Raw genomic sequence first — 18,571 nt, 5'->3', positions numbered from 1 at the left:
CCTAACGAAGGAGATGGTCAGGAGACGGAGTGCTCGGCCCCGCGGCACGCGGCGTCGAGCGCGGCCCACAGGTCTCGTACGGGCTTGGTGGACAACCCCTCTGCCCGCCAGGCGATGTGCCCATCGGGACGAACCAGGATCGCGCCGTCATGGGGGATCCCGCACAAGCCAGGCGCGGTGACCTCGAAGTCACGTCCCGGAACGCACGCGTGGATCGGGACATCCGTATCGATCTCCGCCAGAGCGGCGGCCCAGACCGCACCGTCGGGCCCCGTGATGAGCGTGAATCCTGGTATCAGGAGATCGTGCGTCGAGATCGTGACGCCGCCCCTGTCGATCCACGCGTGCGGGAGCCTGCCACCGGGCACCGCCACAGTGAGCGGGTCCGCCTGCGTCTCCGAGGGGCAACCGACGCCGTACACGTAGCCGATCTCGAGTTCGAGATAGTCGAAGTGGGGGCGCTGTGCGGGGACGGACTCGGCCAATCGCTTTCGCTCGGCCGCCGCCACCGCCGCGTCCCCGCTTTCGAGCCGGGCGGCCATGTCGAGGGTGTTGGGCCCGATCCCGGCGTCGGCCATTTTCACCGCGTTGGTGATGCTGCTTTCGGCATTGGCGACGGCGATCGGCCTGCGCTCGGATTCATAAGTGTCGAGCAAGGTTTCGGACGCCCAGCCGTCGATCACCGCCGCCAGCTTCCACCCGAGGTTGTCCGCGTCGACCAGTCCCGTGTTCATGCCGAGACCTCCGGTCGGCGGAAACCGATGCGCCGCATCGCCGGCGAGGAAGATTCGCCCTTTGCGATACTGCCGCGCCGTGCTCGCCCCGAGCGTCCAGGTGCCGACGGACCGGACGTCGACGTCGAGGTCGGGCGCTCCGATACCGCTCCGGATCAGGTCGGCACAGCGCTGCGCGGTGTAGTCGGCGACCGACTCCCGAGCCGGGTCGTATTCGAGGTGGAATGTCCAGCGATCGCCGCCCATTCGGATGAACACGCCTGGACAGGCGGTGTTCAGTACCCAGAACAGCAAGGCGGGATCCTTGTCCGACCAGCGCGACAGATCCGCGTGGAAGTACACGTTGATCAGGTGCCCGAACTCCGGAACGCCCTCGATCTCGATGCCGAGGCCGCGCCGGATCCTTCCGGACGCTCCGTCCGCGGCCACGACGTAACCGGCGCCGAATCGTTCTTCGCCCTCGCGTGTTTCGACGCGCACGTCGACCGAATCCCCGAGATCTTGTACCGCGGTGACGCGTGTGCCGTAGCGGACCTCGGCCATTCCCTGCCGGTACACCGCTTCCAGCAGCCGACGCTGCACCCGATCCTGCGCGCACGAGCCGACGGTCACCGGCGACGCCCCGAGCCGTCTCGCCAGGTGCTCCACGGGCGCGTCCGCGAGGTCGATCCGCCCGAACTCCTCACCCGCGACCGTGTGCTTCCAGACGAAGCTGAGCCCGCAGTTCAGATCGACCGCGTCCGCGATGATCTCGTCGTAGACGCCCCAAAGGCGCAGCAGCTCCATCGATCTCGTATTCACCACGTGCGCGCGTGGATGCGGATTGATGTCGTCGAACTGGTCACAGACGACACTGCGCACGCCGTGCCTGCCGAGCACATACGCCGTCGCGAGCCCGACCGGGCCCGCGCCGACGATCAAGACCGGAATGTGTCCGTCGTTCACGGCCGCTTCACCAGCTCCGCCAGCGGTTCGCCCGCCTCGAATCGGGCGATCAGCTCTTCCGGAACGAAGTCGACGCCGATCGGATTGGCGACGAAGGCGTCGGACTCGAAGAACGCCTGTGTCTCCTCCTCGGTGGCGAAACTGTCGATCTGCAACTCGATCTGGTTGCCGTCCGGATCCCGGTAGTACATCGACATCGTCGGACCGTGGTTGATGCTCCAGAAAGGCTGCACCCCATCAGCTTTCAACCGCTTGTAGTTGTCGAGCAGATCCCCGAGCGATGCGTAGGTGAAGGCCATGTGATGCATGCCGGTGTGCGCGTCGGTGGGCTGCTCCGACGCGCCGGTCGCGATGAACGCGACCCGATGGTGCTCGTCGTCGTAGGTCATGAACGCCAACATGTCGTTGGCGAAGGCCACACGACCTTCCAGCACGTGCAGATACCAGTCGGTCATCTCCTGCAGACGATTGGTTCGCAACACGATGTGGGCGAGTTTGACGGGTGACGCCATCGTTGGCACCTCCGAACGGTATGGCGAGAAGAGTTCTCTTGAATGTGACTCAAGACACGGTAGCCCCCTCATGAATGACAGTCAAGAGACAGCGCGAACCGATGCCGAGACAGGACGGACCCGCCTCAGCGCACGACCGGACGAACAAGAGCAGTCGCCAGAATCGACACGAACAAGGGCGTCACACAGACCCCGAACGCCTCGCGCTCGGGTGGATCACCGAACTACATGGCCGCGACCAGCGGCAACGACGTCAGCGAGCAGCTTTAGCGGCCGCGGAGGCGACCAGCGCATCGGTCACCAGATCGATCAGATCGCCGATCGGTCGATCCAGGCGGCGCGAGCTGATCAGGACCCCCTCGAACAGCACATGCCCCGCATCGGCGATCAGCGCCACATCGGCGCCCTCGGGCAGCCTGTTCGCGATCGCGGCGAACAGGCGCCCCTCGAGCCATCGCTGGATCTGCTCATAAGCGACGCGGACCGACTCCGAGTCCGCCATCCGCTCATACGCCTCGCGATGCAGCGCCCGGTACGGCTGCACCGCGACCAGCAGCCCGACGAGCTCGTTGCGTGGATCCCCGCCGAGCTCGGGATCGGCCTCCACGCTGTGGCGCGCCGTGGCGAAGATCGAGGTCAATGCCGCGGCGAACAGATCGTCCTTGGTCGGGAAGTACCAGTGCACCGCCGCGGGCGCGATACCGGCGGCGCGACCGACCGCGGCCACGCTCGTCCCCCGATAGCCGTTGGCGGCGAACAGTTCCACAGCGTGTTCGACGACCGCCGCTTCACGCTCGGCCTTCGGGATCTGCTGTCGATTCCTGGGCATGAGGTGAGCTTACTGCCCCGCGATCACCTCTTGACTGCGCGTCATGACTGCTCTTAACTGTCAGACAAGAGCGGCGAAGTTGCCGCCATCGATCGCGGAGGTACCGAGATGCGTCTGTACACAACCAACGAGGGAATCGCCCGCGAGGACCGGGCGGACGTACTCTCCGTGCTGGACCTGCCGCAGCGGGATCTCGGGGAATTGCTCGACGGCCCCGGTCTGGACGCCGCGCGGACAGCGGGAACGGTCCGCGAGATCCCCTTGGACGGGGCGATGCTGCATGCTCCCGTGCGCAGACCGGGGAAGGTCGTCATCGTCGGACTCAACTACCCCAGCCACGCCGAGGAGGCCTTGGCGGCGTTCGCCGCCATCGGTCGCACCGACATCGAGATGCCCACCGAACCCAACCTCCAGATAGTCGCGGGCTCGGCCGTGACCGGATCGGGAAACACCGTCGTCCTGCCCGGGGTCGCCGCCGGGGAAGTGGACTACGAGGGCGAACTCGCCGTCGTCATCGGACGGGCGGCCACCGGAGTGCCGGTCGAGACCGCCTGGGATCACGTGGCGGGCCTGACTATCGCGAACGATGTCTCGGCACGCGACATCCAGCGCCGCGCGATGATCGGCGACCCCGTCGCCTCGATCGGTGTGGCCAAGAGCTTCGACACCTTCAAACCGCTCGGCCCGTGCCTGGTCACCGCGGACGAGTTCACCGACCGAGTCGACCTCCGTATCCGCACCCGCGTGAACGGCGAAGTGCGCCAAGACGATCGGACGAGCAGCTTCATCCACTCGATTCCCGAGATCGTCTCGCACCTGTCGAAGTTCCAGACGCTGCTGCCCGGCGACGTGATCTGCACCGGGACCCCACGCGGCGCCGGACTGTTCTCCGGCCGCTTCCTGCGCCACGGCGACATCGTGGAGGTCGAAGTCGAGCGGATCGGCGTCCTGAGCAATCCGGTGGTGTCCGAGTGAACGCCGAAACGAACGTGCACACCGCCCGCCACGACATCGAGCGGCTCACCGATGTGCCGCTGTCCGATCGCGATCTGCCCGCCACCACCTACGACCTGCTCGAACGATCCGCGCGACAACACGGCGAGAAGCCCGCTCTCCACCTGCTCCCCGGCGGGAACCGCTGGGACGAACCGGAGACCTGGAGCTACGCCGAACTGCTTCGGCGGACGACGCAGGCCGCGAATCTCTATGCGGCACTGGGGCTGGGGCCCGGTGGTGTCGTCGGCCTCATGCTCCCGAACACCAGGACCACTTACGCGGCGCTGCTCGGGGCCCAGGCCATCGGCATCGCGAACCCGGTGAATCCGATGCTCGCCACCGAACACATCGTCGAGATTCTCCGTCTCACCGAGGCACGGATACTCGTCGCGCCCGCACCCGCACTCGATCCCGACGGCTGGGACAAGGCGTGCGCGGTCGCCGAGGCGGTGCCCTCGCTGCGCGCGCTGGTCTCCGTCGGCGGGCCAGTGCGCACCGCGCCGGGTATCTGGGTCGGCGATTTCGAACAGTTGGCTGCCTCCCGGCCCGCGCACGAACTCACCCTCGAGAACCGGCCGGAGGCATCCGCCATCGCCGCATACTTCCATACCGGCGGCACGACCGGAGTGCCCAAAGTGGCCCCGCATACCCACGCGAGCGAGGTCTACGTCGCCTGGGCGCTCGGGCAGCACGGCGCATTCGGCGGTGACACGGTGGTTCTGACCGGGCTGCCGCTGTTCCACGTCAACGCCATCCTCATCTCGACCCTCGCGCCCTTCCTGAAGGGTGGAACGGTGGTATCGCTGGGCAGCCTCGGGTTCCGGGATCGCGAGGCGGTGGCCGACTTCTGGCGAATCGTGGAACGCTACCGGGTCACGACCTTTTCGGCGGTTCCGACGGTGTACGCCTCCCTGCCGCCGGTGTCCGACGATGTCGACCTTTCCAGCCTGCGTGCCGGAATCGTCGGCGCCGCACCGCTACCGAGCCTGGTACGAGCCGAATTCGAGTCCGCCACTGGTGTTTCGATGATCGAGGGATACGGACTCACCGAGGCGACCTGCGCGAACACCATCGGACCCATGACCGGCGGCAAGCCAGGGTCGATCGGGCTTCCGCTGCCCTATCAGCAGATCAAAGCCCTCCGAATCGGAACGGACGGACTTCCGTTCGGCGACTGCGGGCCCGGCGAGGTCGGCGTATTGGCGATCAAGGGCCCCAGCGTCTTTCCGGGATATCTCCGGCCGGGGCCGGAGGGTCCTGCCCCTGATCCCACGGGTGTGATCGTCGACGGCTGGTTGATCACCGGCGATCTCGGCAGGGTCGACGCCGACGGCTTCGTCTATCTCACCGGGCGCGCCAAGGACATCATCATCCGCGGCGGCCACAACATCGACCCGCGCATGGTCGAGGAGGCGATGCTGGCTCATCCCGATGTCGTTGGGGCCGCGGTGGTTCCGTGTCCCGATGCGCATTCGGGCGAAGTCCCAGCCGCTTACCTCGTGTTGCGGCCTGGCGCCGATCCAGATCTTGGGGCGCTGGGCGCCTGGGCGGCGCAGCACGCGCCCGAACCGGCCGCTGTCCCGAAGTTCATCCACATCATCCCGGCCATCCCGGTCACCGCGGTCGGCAAGGTGAACAAGCTCGCCCTGGCGCATGATTCGGTCGATCGTATTGTGCTGCGCGAACTCCGGGAGGCGAGCCTGTCCGGCGTGGTGCGGGTGACCGATCGCGGCGGCCGCGCGCACGCGCTGATCGACCTGGACAACCATGCCGCCCCGGACCGCCTCGGCGAACTCCGCGCACGCTTGAACGCCTACCCCTTCGCGCACGAGATCGTATGACCACAGAGCCGCTCACCCACGCCGTCCGCGACGATCGAGCCGCGATCGACAAGGCGATCAGCCTGCTCGTCTCGTTTCGCGACCAGGCGAACACCGGGGTCGGCGTCAGCGAACTCGCTCGACGCGCCGACCTCAACAAGTCGACCGCGTTCCGCGTGCTCGGCATCCTCGAGCGCAACGGCGTGGTGGAGCGGGTCGGGACGAGCTATCGACTGGGGCCGCGGCTGCACGAACTCAGCCGGGGCGCCTACACGCCGGATCACGAAGCGCTGCGAGACATGTTGATTCCGTTCGTCGCAGACGTCTACGAACACACCCATGAGACCACGCATCTGGCGGTACTCGTCGGCGCCGACGTGCTGTATCTGGCGAAGCTGTATGGCTACCGCAGAATACGGTCGCCTTCCCGGATCGGTGGCCGCGCGCCCGCCTACTGCACGGCCGTCGGCAAGATCTTGCTTGCCTACGACAGCGACGCCGCGGCGACTGCGGCCGCCACGTTGCGGCCCTTCACCTCGCGGACCGTGACCGACGCGGCCGCGCTGTCGTTGCAGCTCGCACGCGTGCGTCGCGACGGAATCGCGTTCGACGACGAGGAAATTCAACGCGGGCTCAGTTGTGTGGCGGTGCCGATCTTCGGGCCTGCGGGCCGTCCGGTCGCCGCGCTGTCGATCGCGGGCGCGACCGGACGCATCGATACCCGCCGGCATGTTCCGACCTTGCGCCGCGTCGCTGCCGCCGCAGGACACATGTTCACGGAGTCGATCAACAAGAACACGCGGCTCTGAATGCCGCGGTCGGCAACATTGTCTGGGCTGTACGATCAGGTGCCCGGTACGCGCTCGATGTCGATATCGACCATCGTGACCCACGCCGGTTCCACGACCAGCAACCCCAGTGTCCGCCCTGGAACATCGACGTCGACCACATGCCGGAAACCGGCGAGCTTCGCCGCGGCCAGTCCGGATTCGTCGCCCGCCGTCACCGCGAAAACCACACGGCGACACTGTGGATCGGCATCCAGGACCGCGGATGCCGCCGCAGCGAGCGCCTCGGTGAGAACCTCCGCGCTCGGCGCCCCGGTGATGCGAATCTCCACATCATGGGCGCCGGCCGGATAGGCGGACCGCAGCCTCCCGTCGGCACAACGCTCGACATCGATGATCACCGGCACGTTCTCCGGACCCGCCGACAATTGGTATGTCCTCCCTCGTCTCTGTGTCACTGTCGCCTCTGATCAGAGATGGTCTCCACCGGCGGAGGTGTGAAAGCCACGCACACCGATGCCGCCGTCGACGCGGATCGCTTCGCCGGTGATCGGTCCGCTCTGCTCGCGCGACGCCAGCAGGACATAGGCCGCGGTGAAGTCACGCGGGTCGGTGCTGGAGTCGTGCAGCGGAATCGGCGGCGGTGGACTACTCGCACTACGCTTCGCGAACGACGCCGACAGGGATCGGTCCTGCATGGCGAGCGATTCGGGCCCGCGTAGGTCGGTGTTCATTCCGCCGCAGGCGACCCCGTTCACGCGCACCTTCGGTGCGAGTTCGTAGGCGAGCTCACGCATCAGACCGAGACACGCGTGTTTGCTCGCGGTGTAGACGACGCCTCCGCCGTTGACATCGAAGGAGGCATTCGACAGCGTCATCACGATGCTGCCTCTGGTCCGCATGAGTTCACGCCAAGCCGCTTCGGCCGCGAGGAAGTAGCCCTTGACGTTGATCGAGAAGATCTCGTCGAACGTGTCGCCGAGCTCCCGCGCCGTCAGCCGGGTGAGATGCCGCTGATAGTCCCACACACCGGCATTGGCGACGAGAGTATCGAGCTTCCCGAACCGCTCCACCGTCTCGGCGACCGCGTTCCGCAACTGCTCGGAGTCGCGAGTATCGGCGACGACCGCATGCATCCGTCCCGGGTCCGCCGACTCGGCGACCACCCGGGCCAGTTGCTCGGCGGTACGTCCGACGATCGTCACCGAGGCGCCCTCGGCGAGGTAGCGCTCCGCGACCGCCCGCCCGATCCCCGACCCGCCGCCGGTGACAAGCGCCGCGTATCCCTCGAGCCAGCCACTCATGCCAGTTCCCGCAGAAAGTCGACGACCAGGCGTTCGAACTGCTGTCGGCGTTCGAGTTGCACCCAATGGCCGCATCGGCCGAACACGTGCAGTCGCACATCCGGGATCTGTTTGAGCATGATCTGGGCGCCGTCGAGTGTGATCGTGCGGTCGTCGCGTCCCCACAGCAGCAGGGTCGGCGCCTTGATCTTGGGCAGATTTTTCCACAGCGGGTCCATGCCGTCGCGGGCGGTGAAAGCGGCGTTGTACCGGTGGTAGAACTCGATGTGGCTGGGATCCAGGGACGCTTCGTAGCGCTCGCGGACGACTTCGGCGCCGAACTGCTTGTGGTCGAACACCATTGCCCGGATGAAGGCGGCCATCTTCTTCTCGCTCGGGCCGCCGCCGTTGAAGTACCGGAACATCTCCTTCTGGCCTTCCGTCGGTGTGGGACCGAAAGGCAACCAGCCCCCGCCCGGCGCCATCAACACCAGGCCCGTGACGCGCTCGCGCTGTGTCTGCGCCATGGCGATGGCCGCCGCGCCGCCCAGGCTGTTGCCGAGCAGATGGAAGGTGCCGACACCGAGCGCGTCGAGCGCTTGGAACAGCGCATCCATCGTGATCTCGGTGATGGATCGGTAGTCGAGGTCGTCCTGCGTCGGCCGGTAGCTGCCGCCGAATCCCGGCTGATCAGGCAGCAGGATGCGAAAGTGCCGCGCCAGCGCGGGCAGGTTCTGGTGGTAGTTGGCCAGGCCGGACGCACCCGGTCCGCCTCCGTGCAACATGACCAAACACGGTCCGCTGCTGCCCACTTCGGCCACGGCGAGTTCACCGAGTGAGGTGGGCACACGATGGTGCCGGATGTCGGTGTCGAAAGTTTTCGTGATCATCGTCTTTCCTTGGTGCGGGGTAGCCGAGTCAGAAGAAGGTCGAGATGTTCTTCGACTGCAAGACGCTCTGGTCGAGGAGGATCGTGCGCCGGGCGACCAGGAGTCGTCGCTCGGTACGGCGCAACAGATCCGTGCGGGAGCCGACGAAGACGTTCTCATCCCGTTCGAGGCGGTTGCGGTACACCAGGAATGCCGACCGCGCCACCAGATCGCTCTCGGCGAAACCGGGGGTTCGAGCCGTATCGACGTGGTGGACAACGACATTGGATACCACATGCCGGGTTCGGGATGGCGGGTCCTCCGCCCACGCCATCCCGGAATCGAAACGACGGATACGCCAGGCGAGGCTCTCCTTGGTTTCGTCGTAGTACGCGGCCTCGCCCCGCGCCGCGATGGACAGCGCCTGCTGGCGTCGCAGCCGATTGGTCCGGGTCGGCATCCAGTACTCGAGGTCGTCCGCGAGCAGCTCCAGCCAGTCCGCGTACCGGCCGTCGTCGAGAAGTCCGGCTTCCCGGTAGTAGAACTGCTCGACTTCGAAATGTGTGTCGCGGTCCGCGGGCCGCTCCGACGGCGATGCGGTCGACTGCGGGGATTCGATAGGGCTCACGGTGATTCGATCCTTTGGAGGCGAGTGGTGGCAGGCGCCGCGTGCGCTTCAGCCGCGCAAGAGCTTGCGCAGGTCGACGGCCGGGTCGGCGAGCGATGCGGAATCGACGATCATCGAGCGGTCGATCATCCGCCGGGCGGCACGGACGGCGATCGAGTCGTCGATCGCGACCGCGGCCACGATCGATTCGCCACGAAGACCGAAGACCGAGAAAGCTTCTCCGCCGAATTCGCCGCGTGACACTGTTCGCTCTGCGTCCGACATCCGTCCTACTACTTCGACATGACGGTGATGACGATCGGTCCAGAACCACGCGGCCGTCGAAGCCGGAGGCGCCGCGCCGAGAATTGTCGCGGCGGCACGCTGCCCGTCCAGTTGGGCCGCTTCCCAGTGCTCGGCCCGCGGCTGGTCGCGGCAGCGGGCCGGGTCGCCGACCGCGAACACCGCCGGATTCGAGGTGACCTGACCGGAGTCGACCAGAATCCCGCGGTCCACCTCGATCCCGGCACCGAGGGCGAGACTCGTCTCGGGAACCATCCCCACGCCGAGCACCACGGCATCGACGACACGGGCCCGCGCATGCCCACCGATCCGGACCTCGATCCCCGAGGAGACTTCGGTGCAGGACACCACCGGGCCCGCGACCGTGGTGATGCCACGGTCCGCGTGCATCGCGTGCAGCCACGCGGCGACCTCCGCGCCGAGGGCCGCGGCGAGCGGCGGTGACGTTGGCTCGACCAGAACGACCTCGCAGCCGAGTTCTACAGCGGTAGAGGCTACTTCGGCGCCGATGAGGCCGGCGCCCACGATGAGAACCCTGGAGCCCGAGACAAGCACCCGGCGAAGGCGGTCGGCGTCGCCAGCGGTCCGCAATACGTGGACGCGTCGGCTGTCGACTCCGGCGATCGGCGGACGCGCCGCCTGCCCGCCGGTCGCGAGCACGACCCGGTCGGCGGCCAGCAAGCGGCCGTCGCCCAACTCGACCTTGCCCTCGGCGGGCCGCAGCGCGGTCACCGTGGACCGGTTGATCAGCCGCACCTCCTCGTCCTGATACCACTGCGGGGAGCGCAGCGCGATCTGTTCGAAAGTTCTTTCGCCACAGAGGTATTTCTTGGACAGCGGCGGTCGGTCGTAGGGGAACTCGCCCGCCTCGACGAGGGTGAGTTCGCCATCGAACCCCCCGGAGCGCAAGGCGCCGACGGTACTCACACCGGCGATGCCGCCACCGACGACGACCACACGATCGATCGAGCCGGTCATGATCGAGGCGCCTCGTTCGGAAACAGGAAGACCTCGCCATCGCGCACCTCGACCCGGTGCGGGCACACCCCCTTGGTGGCCGGAAGTCCGTCGACCGCACCGGTTTCCAGACAGAACCTGCTCGCGTGCAACGGGCACTCGACGTGCCCGTCCTCGATCCACCCCTCGGCCAGCGATGCGTCGGCATGGGAGCAGGTGTCGTCCAGCGCCCAGACCGCGCCGTGCTCGTCACGCAGCAACGCGATGTCGTCGGCGGTGCCGGTCACGGACTTGCCGACCGCGATGCCGGTCCCGACGTCGATGTCCGCGAGGGCCGCCACTCGAATTCCCGTGCTCATTCGGACACCTCGTGCCAGGCCGGTGTATTCATCAATTCCTGCCACCGCGCGTAGAAGGCGCGACCGGCGGCATCGCTGTAGAGTTCGCTCGTCCGCCCCGGGTAACGACCGTCGTGACGCTCGGAGCCCATGCCCATCTGGTAGTTGAGCGCGACGCCGTTGGTGACGAAGCCGCGTGAAATGCTTTGGACTTCACTCCAGTTCTCGCCGTCGTCCTGCTCGAAGATGCCGCTCGGCCCGAAGGTGCGCAAGTTGTAGAGTCGCTGCGCCTCGCGCACGTCATCGGGCATGGATTTGTCCACGATGGTCCACGACCAGACCTCCATCTTGTCCGGCCCTTTCGGGTGCCAGACCCGAATCGACCCGTTCACCGGCAGGTAGGAGAAGTTGGGAAAAACGGTGGCATGCCCGTTCGTGAGCGGCCCTTCGACACGCGCGTCACCGAGCCGGTCGCGCAATGCGGAATAGTCCGTCCATTCGTGCACGGTGCCCGCGTCGAACCGATTCCTCGGGTGCACCGGGAATCCGGCACCGTGACCGTTCGGATCGACGTATTGGCGTCCGGTGCGATGGATGATCTCGTCCTTGGGCGCCTTGCCTTCCGGCGAGAGCACCATCAGAGCCGACGCGTGGCTCATGTTGACGTGATACCAGTCGGTGGCGAACTGCTCGGCCGCGAGCTTCCAGTTCCCGTCGAGCACCCATTTGTGAACCCCACCGACCACCACGGTGCCCTCGGCGTCGTGGTCGAGCATCGCGTCCAGATACCAGGCCATATCGCCGAGGTAGTCGACCAGCGCGACCGCATCGGGATTCCAGGTGCCGAAGATCAGGCCGTGATAGGTCTGCACGTGCGGCACCTCGACCAGCCCCCAGTCGTCCGGGTGGAACGAATCCGGATATCCGTCCCGGTTCGGAACGCTGATCAGACGGCCCTCGAGATCGTAGGACCACCCGTGGTAGCTACAGGTGAAACTGCGCGTCGTGCCGGAATCCGCGCGGCACACCCGTGCCCCTCGGTGCCGGCAGGAGTTCAGAAACGCGCGGATCTTTCCGCCCTTGTCGCGTGTGACGACGACCGGATCCGCACCCATATAGGTGGCGAAGAAGTCACCCGGCTTGTGGAACTGATCGGTATGGGCGAGGAACAACCAGCTCGGCGCGAATACCCGCCGCATCTCCTGCTGGTACAGATCCTCGTGCGTGAAGATCGCGCGGTCGAGCAAGCCGGTCTCGACGTCGACGAGCCCGGATACGTCCAGGTTGCGGAACATCGGGGCCGGACGACTCAGCGCGCCGCGGGGCGCTCGCCCGAGGGCGGTGCGTGGGGGTTCGCCCGCTCCGCCGCAGGCACCGGACGCGGCGGCGGGCCGGATGGTGGAGGTCATGGTGTCAGACAAGCGCCTGCGAGCGCGCCGATCCATAGCGCGTTCCGCTGTAGGTAACGCGTGCTGTGGTCCAGCTCGGCTCACCGGGCATGGTGACGACCATGCTCGCTGCTACCGCAATCTCGCAGAGCGCCGACGACCCACTGTCCGGCCTCGTTCTCGGCGAAATCCCCGAACCCGAAGCCCCACCCGGATGGTCCGTTGTCCGCGTCGTCGCTTCCACATTGAACATGCACGATGTGTGGACCCTGCGCGGGATCGGTCATCCGCCCGAACATCTGCCGATCGTGCTCGGCTGCGATGCCGCGGGTTACGACGAGTCCGGCAACGAAGTCCTGGTCTTTCCGGTGATCGCCGACCCGGACGCCGGAATGGGTGACGAGACGCTCGACCCGAATCGCGCCCTGTTGTCGGAACGGCACAACGGTGCGTTCGCGGAGTACCTGACGGTCCCCACTCGCAACCTGATCCCGAAGCCCGGCTGGCTGTCCTTCGACGAGGCGGCCTGCCTTCCGGTCGCGTGGACCACCGCTTACCGAATGTTGTTCACCCAAGCGCGAATCCGGGCGGGCGATCGTGTCCTCGTGCAAGGCGCGGGCGGTGGCGTCGCCTCGGCCGCGATCATGCTGGCCGCCGCGGCGGGCGCCGTCGTCTACGCGACCAGTCGCAGCGAGGACAAACGCCGTATGGCGCTGTCCTGGGGCGCGCGCGCCGCGGTCGAACCCGGCGCGCGCCTGCCCGAACGAGTGGATGTCGTGATCGAGACGGTGGGTGCGGCGACCTGGTCGCATTCGATGAAAGCGCTTCGGCCGGGCGGAGCCGTCGTCGTCGCGGGAGCCACCAGTGGAGCGAATCCACCGGCGGAACTCAACCGCGTCTTCTACTTGCAGCAGCGGATCCTCGGTTCGACCGGATGCACGCGTGGTGAGCTGGTCTCGATGCTGCGAATGATGGACGCCACCGGTGTTCGACCGGTCATCGACCGGACGCTGCCACTCACCGAGATCCACAAGGGTTTTCAGCTCATGATCGACGGCGCGCTGACTGGGAAACTCGTCGTCCGTCCGGACCGGAAAGGAGCGGGTTCATGACCGCCGCGCTCGTGGGACTGTCGCACTCACCCCTTGTCGGGAAGAACGATCCGGCCCCGGAGATCCTGCAGAGCGTCTACGCGGAAATCTCGGCCGCGCGCGCCTTCGTCGCCGAGTTCGCGCCCGATCTGGTTGTCCTGTACGCACCGGATCATTACAACGGGTTCTTCTATCGCCAGATGCCGCCATTCTGTCTCGGAACCGAGGCGTATTCGGTCGGCGACTTCGGCTCCAGAGTCGGCTCGCTGTCGGTCGACTCGGCCGCGGCGAAGCAGCTGGCGCGGGGCGTGCTGGCACGCGGCGTCGACCTGCCCATCTCCGCGCGTATGGCGGTGGATCACGGGTTCGTCCAGCCGCTGGAGATACTGTTCGGCGGGATGGACCGCGTTCCGGTCGTCCCCGTCTTCGTCAACGGCGTCGCCGCGCCGTTCGGTCCCCTGCACCGAATCCGCGCTCTCGGAACCGCTCTCGGCGCGGCCGCGCGGGAACTCGGCACGCGGGTTCTGTTCGTGGCATCCGGCGGTTTGTCCCACGACCCGCCGGTGCCCGTTCTGGAGAGCGCGCCGCGACGTGTCGCCGACGCGCTCATCGAGGGCCATCCGCCGACGCCCGAACAGCGCGCCCGCAGCGAGCATCGAGTGTTGCAGGCGGGGCATTCCTACGCGGCGGGGTCGACCACGATGATCCCGATCAATCCCCGGTGGGACAACCTCGTCCTCGATACCTTCGAACACGGCGAACTCACCGATATCGACGACTGGACGCCCGAGTGGATGGGCGCCGAGGGTGGCGGCTCCGCGCATGAGGTGCGCACGTGGGTCGCGGCATACGCCTCGCTGGCCGCGAGCGGGCCCTATCGGATGACATCACGGTTCTACGTGCCCATTCCCGAATGGATTGCCGGCTTCGCCATCACCACCGCGATCACCCGAGGATCACGATGAGAGGGCCACCCGCGCGCCTAAGCTCGAGCCGTGCACTTGGAACTGGTCACGATCGTTGTAGCCGAGTACGACCCAGCCATCGATTTCTTCGTGAACATCCTCGACTTCGACCTGATAGAGGACTCGCCTTCGCTGACCAACGACGGTCGGCCGAAGCGGTGGGTTGTCGTCCGTCCACCAGCCTCGGCTGCTGGAATCCTGCTCGCACGCGCCGATGGCGACCGGCAGCTACCCGCGATCGGGAACCAGGTCGCGGGTCGCGTCGGGTTCTTCCTCCGAGTCGACGACTTCGACGCCAGTTATCACAGAATGAGTTCTGCGGGAGTGCAATTCGTCACCGAGCCGCGCACCGAGACGTACGGCCGAGTCGCCGTCTTCAACGACATCTCGGGCAACCGATGGGATCTACTCGGCCCTCCAGCACCGGCATCATCTTGATCGCGGGGTCCGACAACGCCGGTGGAGACAACAACGCATAGCGCTCCGACGTTCAACTCCTAGCTCGGACCGAGGTTGTTACTCGGGCAATCCGACGGCGTTGGCGTCGATCTCTATACGCAGCCCCCGCCAGCTGGGATGGCGTAGGGCCCCGGCGCCTGCCCGACATAGACGAGGCGACCCGCCTGGTCGTAGGCGCCAAGGACTAGGGAGGCCAGCGCCCCGGGCTCACCGCCGCCGCTGGAAGCCACCCATCCGACGATGATCACGTCGGGACCAACAACCCGCCGAGCTGCGGCGGTTGTCGCGGGCCGATGACACGACGGTGGAGACCACCATAAAGGCGCGTCATGCCGTCCTCGGTACACGCTCGTCCGATCACGCTGTGGATCAGGGACTCCGCCCACCTAGCTAACTTACTTATAACTAAGTAGGCTACTCTGTCGTCGCGCATCCCGACTCAACCCGGGCGCGACGCAGACTTCACCACAAGGAAAGGACGCCCATGAAGGCTGTCTGGAGCGTTCCTGAACACACCGGCAGCGGCCGGGTGCCGGCACACGCCGTCCCCCACGACGACCGCCTGGATCTCAACGGGCGGTGGGCGTTCCAGTTGCTGAACGCACCCGACGCGGCGCCCGGGGACGTCTGGTCGGAGATCACCGTGCCGGGGGCTTGGACCATGCAGGGTTTCGGCGACCGGCCGGTCTATACGAATGTCACGATGCCGTTCGACGGCGTCCCCCCGCATGTGCCGACGGCCAATCCGACCGGGGTCTACGCGCGGACCTTCACCGTGCCGCAGCGCTGGGCCGGACGTCGTGTCGTGCTGTCGGTGGGCGCGGCGGAGAGTCTGCTGCTGGTGCGGGTCAACGACCAGGAGATCGGGACCAGCACCGACAGCCATCTAGCCGCGGAGTTCGACATCACTGACGCGTTGAGCGACGGGGACAACGAACTCGTGCTCAACGTCGTCCGCTGGTCGGCGGCAAGCTACCTGGAGGATCAGGATCAGTGGTGGCACGCGGGTCTCACCCGCGACGTCCATCTCTACGCCACCGCCATGACCTATATCGAGGATCTGACTGTCGTCGCCGACTACGACAGCGACAGCGCCGCCGGAACGCTCGATCTCACCACACGCGTCGGCGGTGACCTCCGCCCCGGAATGACCGTCCACACCTATGTCGCGGGCGCCACGGCGGAGGCTGAGGTGCCGGTCCGCCGGGGCCGGGAGTTGCCCGGCGGCAGCGCCATTCCACCCGAGCTCGACGGCATCGACCTCTTCGGACTGCACAGCGCCACCACCGCGGGGCAGCCTTTGCCGCCGCAGGTCGCCCCGTTCGCCGAAGCCCTGCGTGCGCGCCTGTTCCCCGGCCCTGCCGGGGTCGCCACACTGCGGCTGAGGTTGCCGGGCATCGCTCCGTGGACCGCGGAGACGCCCGCGCTGCACGAACTCATCGTCGAACTGCGCGACGCCGACGGCACGCTGATCGAGCGCGTCAGCCGGCGCATCGGCTTCCGACGTGTCGAGATCCGCGACGGCGATCTGCTGGTGAACGGACGGCGCGTGTGGATCCAGGGGGTCAACCGGCACGACTTCCACCCGCGCACCGGCCGCACGCTCACCCGCGCGGACCTCGAACGCGAGCTCGCGCTGCTGAAGCGGCACAACGTGAACGCGATCCGCACCGCGCACTACCCGAATCAGCCCGAATTCCTGGAGCTGACCGATGAATACGGGTTCTACGTCTTCGACGAAGCCGATATCGAATGTCACGACTTCGCGGCATCGCTGTGCGACGACCCCCGCTACCTTCCCGCCTTCGTCGACCGGGTGGCGCGAATGGTGTTGCGGGACAAGAATCATGCGAGCGTAATCGTGTGGTCACTGGGCAACGAGTCCGGGTACGGATCCAATCACGACGCGGCGGCCGCCTGGGTGCGGCGCGCCGATCCGACGCGTCCGGTGCATTACGAGGGCGCGATAGCCCACGATTGGCACACCGGCGCCGCCGCCACCGACATCGTGTGCCCCATGTATCCGACCCCGGAGGCGCTGCGCATATACGCCCGGCATCCGCAGGCCCGGCGGCCCTTGATCATGTGCGAATACCAGCACGCCATGGGCAACTCCAACGGCTCGCTCGACGAGTACTGGCGCGTCATTCGCAGCGAACCCTACCTTCAGGGCGGGTTCATCTGGGAGCTCTGGGATCACGGGCTGGACCCGGACGACGACGGCCGATACCGCTACGGCGGCGATTTCGGCGAGGCGGTGCACGACGGGGAGTTCTGCATCGACGGATTGCTCTTCCCGGACGGGACGCCGCACCCGGCCATGACCGAAGTCCGCCACGTATTCGGTCCGGTGACGGTGCTGAGTGACGCCGCCCGAGCACTCACCGGAAGCCTGGTGGTCCGCAATGAGCAGAGTTTCGCCGACCTCACCGGCCTGATGCTGGAGGTCGCGGTGGCGACGGACGCGGGCACTGGCCCGGCGCGACCGATACCCCTGCCGCCCACGGCCCCCGGGGCCACGGCGTGCGTCGCGCTGCCCGGCGAGACCCTCGCCGAGCTGGTCGGCACCGGTCCGGCCGCCCTGCACATCCACCTCCGCACGGCGACCGCCACCGGGTGGGCCGACGCCGGCACCGAACTGGACGTCCGGCAGATCATCATCCGCGATCGGGTTGCGGTGCGGCCGATCTCTCGCGGCGACTACCGCCTCGATCTCGATGACGACGGCCTGCTGCGGCACCCGCTGCTCGCCGCGCCGCCCCGGCTGTGCCTGTGGCGCGCGCCCACCGACAACGATCGGTCCCGCTTCGTGCGGGGCAGATTCCAGCATTCAGGGCTCGCGGAGACGGTTCGGATCTGCGACAAGGTCGTCGTGACCGGGAACACAGCCCGAATCCGCGCGCGGCTGCTCACCCCCGCGAGGGTCGCGATCGAGCACACGCAGGAGATCACCGTGCTCGATGACGGCCTGATCCGCTTCGACGAGGTCGTGCACGTCCCCGACGCGATCGCCGAACTGCCCCGCATTGGAATTGAACTGCGACTCGTACCCGGCTTCGACCGATGCGACTGGTTCGGCGACGGACCGCACGAGAACTACGCGGACCGGCGCGCGGCCGCGCTACTGGGTCGCTGGGAATCCCCGATCGATGACATGGCGGTGCCGTATCTGCGCCCGCAGGAGAACGGCGGCCGCGGCGGAGTCACACGGCTGACGCTGACCGGCACGGCGGCAATCGAATTCGGGTTCGCGCAGCCGATGCAGATCTCGGTGTCACGACACACTGTCGAGGATCTGAGCGCCCATGCCCATGTCTGGGAGCTGCCGCCGCGTGAGCACACCGTCGTGCACATGGACGTGGCGCACCGCGGGCTCGGAACGGCCTCGGTTGGTCCGGACGTGCGCCCCGAGTTCCGGATAGGTCCCGGTAGGACGGCCTGGAGTTGGTTCCTGGCGACCCCGCGTCCGGAGTACAGCGCACGACCACGACCGTGACGCCCGAAAGACGCTCGCGGGTGCGCGGATTCGGCCGAATCGGCGCACCCGCCTGGTTCGGGTCGATATCGCCACGCACCCGCCGCACCACTGACCAGCGCCTGGACAGAGCTGCCGCTTGTCATCCCGGCGCCCACGTGGCCGGGAACTCGCCCACAGCGGTGAGATTCCGGATGCCAGCGCACCGGAAC

17 protein-coding genes are annotated in these 18,571 nt (G+C 67.1%); 7 read left to right on the top strand and 10 right to left on the bottom strand.

Annotated features, from left to right (window positions below):
• Nucleotides 1–17: 17 nt before the first annotated feature.
• The 3 genes from T333_RS20375 to T333_RS20365 form a co-directional block, all read right to left on the bottom strand.
• A complete protein-coding gene (locus T333_RS20375; protein WP_496425482.1) occupies nucleotides 18–1,679 on the bottom strand; it encodes an FAD-dependent monooxygenase in 1,662 nt (553 codons plus the stop codon).
• Nucleotides 1,676–2,191 (bottom strand): VOC family protein, encoded by a 516-nt coding sequence (locus tag T333_RS20370; protein WP_357255138.1) that lies wholly within the window; start codon nucleotides 2,189–2,191, stop codon nucleotides 1,676–1,678. Before T333_RS20370 ends, T333_RS20375 begins: the two co-directional genes overlap by 4 nt.
• Before the next feature lie 253 nt (nucleotides 2,192–2,444).
• Nucleotides 2,445–2,957 carry a TetR/AcrR family transcriptional regulator gene (locus T333_RS20365; RefSeq protein WP_357255527.1) on the bottom strand — a complete coding sequence of 171 codons (513 nt, stop codon included), beginning with the start codon at nucleotides 2,955–2,957 and terminating at the stop codon, nucleotides 2,445–2,447.
• A gap of 171 nt (nucleotides 2,958–3,128) precedes the next feature.
• Between T333_RS20365 and T333_RS20360 the strand changes: the two genes are divergently transcribed.
• From T333_RS20360 to T333_RS20350, 3 genes are read left to right on the top strand one after another with little or no spacing between them, the layout of a single operon-like run.
• Nucleotides 3,129–3,995, top strand: a complete 867-nt coding sequence (locus T333_RS20360) for a fumarylacetoacetate hydrolase family protein (RefSeq protein WP_496425481.1) — start codon at nucleotides 3,129–3,131, stop codon at nucleotides 3,993–3,995.
• A complete protein-coding gene (locus T333_RS20355; RefSeq protein WP_496425480.1) occupies nucleotides 3,992–5,857 on the top strand; it encodes an acyl-CoA synthetase in 1,866 nt (621 codons plus the stop codon). The genes T333_RS20360 and T333_RS20355 overlap by 4 nt, the downstream gene beginning before the upstream one ends.
• Nucleotides 5,854–6,645 (top strand): IclR family transcriptional regulator, encoded by a 792-nt coding sequence (locus T333_RS20350; RefSeq protein WP_357255146.1) that lies wholly within the window; start codon nucleotides 5,854–5,856, stop codon nucleotides 6,643–6,645. Before T333_RS20355 ends, T333_RS20350 begins: the two co-directional genes overlap by 4 nt.
• A gap of 35 nt (nucleotides 6,646–6,680) precedes the next feature.
• On the opposite strand, the gene T333_RS20345 is transcribed toward T333_RS20350, so the two are convergent.
• The 7 genes from T333_RS20345 to T333_RS20315 are packed head-to-tail and all read right to left on the bottom strand — an operon-like array spanning nucleotide 6,681 to nucleotide 12,180.
• Nucleotides 6,681–7,052: a hypothetical protein gene (locus T333_RS20345; protein WP_357255149.1), complete on the bottom strand. Its 372-nt coding sequence runs from the start codon at nucleotides 7,050–7,052 to the stop codon at nucleotides 6,681–6,683.
• A 42-nt stretch (nucleotides 7,053–7,094) separates the two neighbouring features.
• Complete coding sequence (locus T333_RS20340; protein WP_357255152.1) at nucleotides 7,095–7,928, bottom strand: SDR family NAD(P)-dependent oxidoreductase; 834 nt, start codon at nucleotides 7,926–7,928, stop codon at nucleotides 7,095–7,097.
• Nucleotides 7,925–8,797, bottom strand: a complete 873-nt coding sequence (locus T333_RS20335; protein WP_496425479.1) for an alpha/beta fold hydrolase — start codon at nucleotides 8,795–8,797, stop codon at nucleotides 7,925–7,927. Before T333_RS20335 ends, T333_RS20340 begins: the two co-directional genes overlap by 4 nt.
• Nucleotides 8,798–8,825: 28 nt before the next feature.
• Nucleotides 8,826–9,395 (bottom strand): 3-phenylpropionate/cinnamic acid dioxygenase subunit beta, encoded by a 570-nt coding sequence (locus tag T333_RS20330; protein WP_496425767.1) that lies wholly within the window; start codon nucleotides 9,393–9,395, stop codon nucleotides 8,826–8,828.
• 57 nt (nucleotides 9,396–9,452) lie between these two features.
• Nucleotides 9,453–10,664 carry an NAD(P)/FAD-dependent oxidoreductase gene (locus T333_RS20325; protein ID WP_496425478.1) on the bottom strand — a complete coding sequence of 404 codons (1,212 nt, stop codon included), beginning with the start codon at nucleotides 10,662–10,664 and terminating at the stop codon, nucleotides 9,453–9,455.
• Nucleotides 10,661–11,002 (bottom strand): Rieske 2Fe-2S domain-containing protein, encoded by a 342-nt coding sequence (locus tag T333_RS20320; RefSeq protein ID WP_357255160.1) that lies wholly within the window; start codon nucleotides 11,000–11,002, stop codon nucleotides 10,661–10,663. Before T333_RS20320 ends, T333_RS20325 begins: the two co-directional genes overlap by 4 nt.
• The gene (locus T333_RS20315; RefSeq protein WP_496425766.1) at nucleotides 10,999–12,180 is read right to left on the bottom strand and encodes an aromatic ring-hydroxylating dioxygenase subunit alpha; all 1,182 of its coding nucleotides are present in this window, start codon (nucleotides 12,178–12,180) and stop codon (nucleotides 10,999–11,001) included. Before T333_RS20315 ends, T333_RS20320 begins: the two co-directional genes overlap by 4 nt.
• Before the next feature lie 311 nt (nucleotides 12,181–12,491).
• On the opposite strand from T333_RS20315, the gene T333_RS20310 reads away from it, so the two are divergent.
• The 4 genes from T333_RS20310 to T333_RS20295 all read left to right on the top strand — a co-directional run bounded on the left by T333_RS20310 (nucleotide 12,492) and on the right by T333_RS20295 (nucleotide 18,380).
• Nucleotides 12,492–13,481, top strand: a complete 990-nt coding sequence (locus T333_RS20310) for a zinc-binding dehydrogenase (RefSeq protein WP_357255163.1) — start codon at nucleotides 12,492–12,494, stop codon at nucleotides 13,479–13,481.
• Nucleotides 13,478–14,425, top strand: coding sequence for a 3-carboxyethylcatechol 2,3-dioxygenase (locus T333_RS20305; RefSeq protein WP_357255165.1), 948 nt, complete (start codon nucleotides 13,478–13,480; stop codon nucleotides 14,423–14,425). The genes T333_RS20310 and T333_RS20305 overlap by 4 nt, the downstream gene beginning before the upstream one ends.
• A 30-nt stretch (nucleotides 14,426–14,455) precedes the next feature.
• Nucleotides 14,456–14,863 carry a VOC family protein gene (locus T333_RS20300; RefSeq protein WP_496425477.1) on the top strand — a complete coding sequence of 136 codons (408 nt, stop codon included), beginning with the start codon at nucleotides 14,456–14,458 and terminating at the stop codon, nucleotides 14,861–14,863.
• Nucleotides 14,864–15,368: 505 nt separating this feature from the next.
• The gene (locus T333_RS20295) at nucleotides 15,369–18,380 is read left to right on the top strand and encodes a glycoside hydrolase family 2 TIM barrel-domain containing protein (RefSeq protein ID WP_496425476.1); all 3,012 of its coding nucleotides are present in this window, start codon (nucleotides 15,369–15,371) and stop codon (nucleotides 18,378–18,380) included.
• Nucleotides 18,381–18,571: the final 191 nt, after the last annotated feature.

Source organism: Nocardia sp. CNS-044 (genome assembly GCF_059570515.1).
This window is presented reverse-complemented; position numbering and strand designations above follow the sequence as displayed.

What these genes read in the sequence shown, in the direction of transcription:
- T333_RS20370 (WP_357255138.1), bottom strand. Translation starts at nt 2,191, where the DNA reads ATGGCGTCACCCGTCAAACTCGCCCACATCGTGTTGCGAACCAATCGT.
- T333_RS20360 (WP_496425481.1), top strand. Translation starts at nt 3,129, where the DNA reads ATGCGTCTGTACACAACCAACGAGGGAATCGCCCGCGAGGACCGGGCG.
- T333_RS20350 (WP_357255146.1), top strand. Translation starts at nt 5,854, where the DNA reads ATGACCACAGAGCCGCTCACCCACGCCGTCCGCGACGATCGAGCCGCG.
- T333_RS20340 (WP_357255152.1), bottom strand. Translation starts at nt 7,928, where the DNA reads ATGAGTGGCTGGCTCGAGGGATACGCGGCGCTTGTCACCGGCGGCGGG.
- T333_RS20335 (WP_496425479.1), bottom strand. Translation starts at nt 8,797, where the DNA reads ATGATCACGAAAACTTTCGACACCGACATCCGGCACCATCGTGTGCCC.
- T333_RS20325 (WP_496425478.1), bottom strand. Translation starts at nt 10,664, where the DNA reads ATGACCGGCTCGATCGATCGTGTGGTCGTCGTCGGTGGCGGCATCGCC.
- T333_RS20320 (WP_357255160.1), bottom strand. Translation starts at nt 11,002, where the DNA reads ATGAGCACGGGAATTCGAGTGGCGGCCCTCGCGGACATCGACGTCGGG.
- T333_RS20315 (WP_496425766.1), bottom strand. Translation starts at nt 12,180, where the DNA reads ATGCGGCGGGTATTCGCGCCGAGCTGGTTGTTCCTCGCCCATACCGAT.
- T333_RS20310 (WP_357255163.1), top strand. Translation starts at nt 12,492, where the DNA reads ATGCTCGCTGCTACCGCAATCTCGCAGAGCGCCGACGACCCACTGTCC.
- T333_RS20305 (WP_357255165.1), top strand. Translation starts at nt 13,478, where the DNA reads ATGACCGCCGCGCTCGTGGGACTGTCGCACTCACCCCTTGTCGGGAAG.
- T333_RS20295 (WP_496425476.1), top strand. Translation starts at nt 15,369, where the DNA reads ATGAAGGCTGTCTGGAGCGTTCCTGAACACACCGGCAGCGGCCGGGTG.